Origin of the sequence: Flavobacterium sp. JLP, assembly GCF_015350755.1 — a bacterium.
In the GTDB taxonomy this organism is placed as follows: Bacteria; Bacteroidota; Bacteroidia; order Flavobacteriales; family Flavobacteriaceae; genus Flavobacterium.
On record NZ_JADKPS010000024.1, the window covers coordinates 1 to 374 of the forward strand.

2 tRNA genes are annotated in these 374 nt (G+C 36.6%); both read left to right on the forward strand.

The annotated features are described in order from the left end of the window. Positions 1 to 78: 78 nt before the first annotated feature. Positions 79 to 152: transfer RNA gene (locus IRZ83_RS19435), tRNA-Ile, on the forward strand. Between the two features lie 89 nt (positions 153 to 241). After that, positions 242 to 315: transfer RNA gene (locus IRZ83_RS19440), tRNA-Ala, on the forward strand. Positions 316 to 374 lie beyond the last annotated feature (59 nt).

The window sequence follows — 374 nt, forward strand, 5'->3', positions numbered from 1 at the left end:
TGTTAATCTAAAGGAACTGAATCACAAAATTCAATTACTCTTGCTGTTAGTTCAAATAATAAATTTTAAGTAAAACAGAGTCTCGTAGCTCAGCTGGTTAGAGTACTACACTGATAATGTAGGGGTCGGCAGTTCGAGTCTGCCCGGGACTACTATTTAACTTAAAAAAGGAAATTCTAGAGGTTGAGATCCTTATTTTTTGGAATTTGGAAATTAAAAATTTTGGAATTTTAAAAATATTGGGGGATTAGCTCAGCTGGCTAGAGCGCCTGCCTTGCACGCAGGAGGTCAACGGTTCGACTCCGTTATTCTCCACTGATTTGCTGTAAGTACAGCAAATAAAAGTTCATTGACATATTGAGATAAGAAAATAG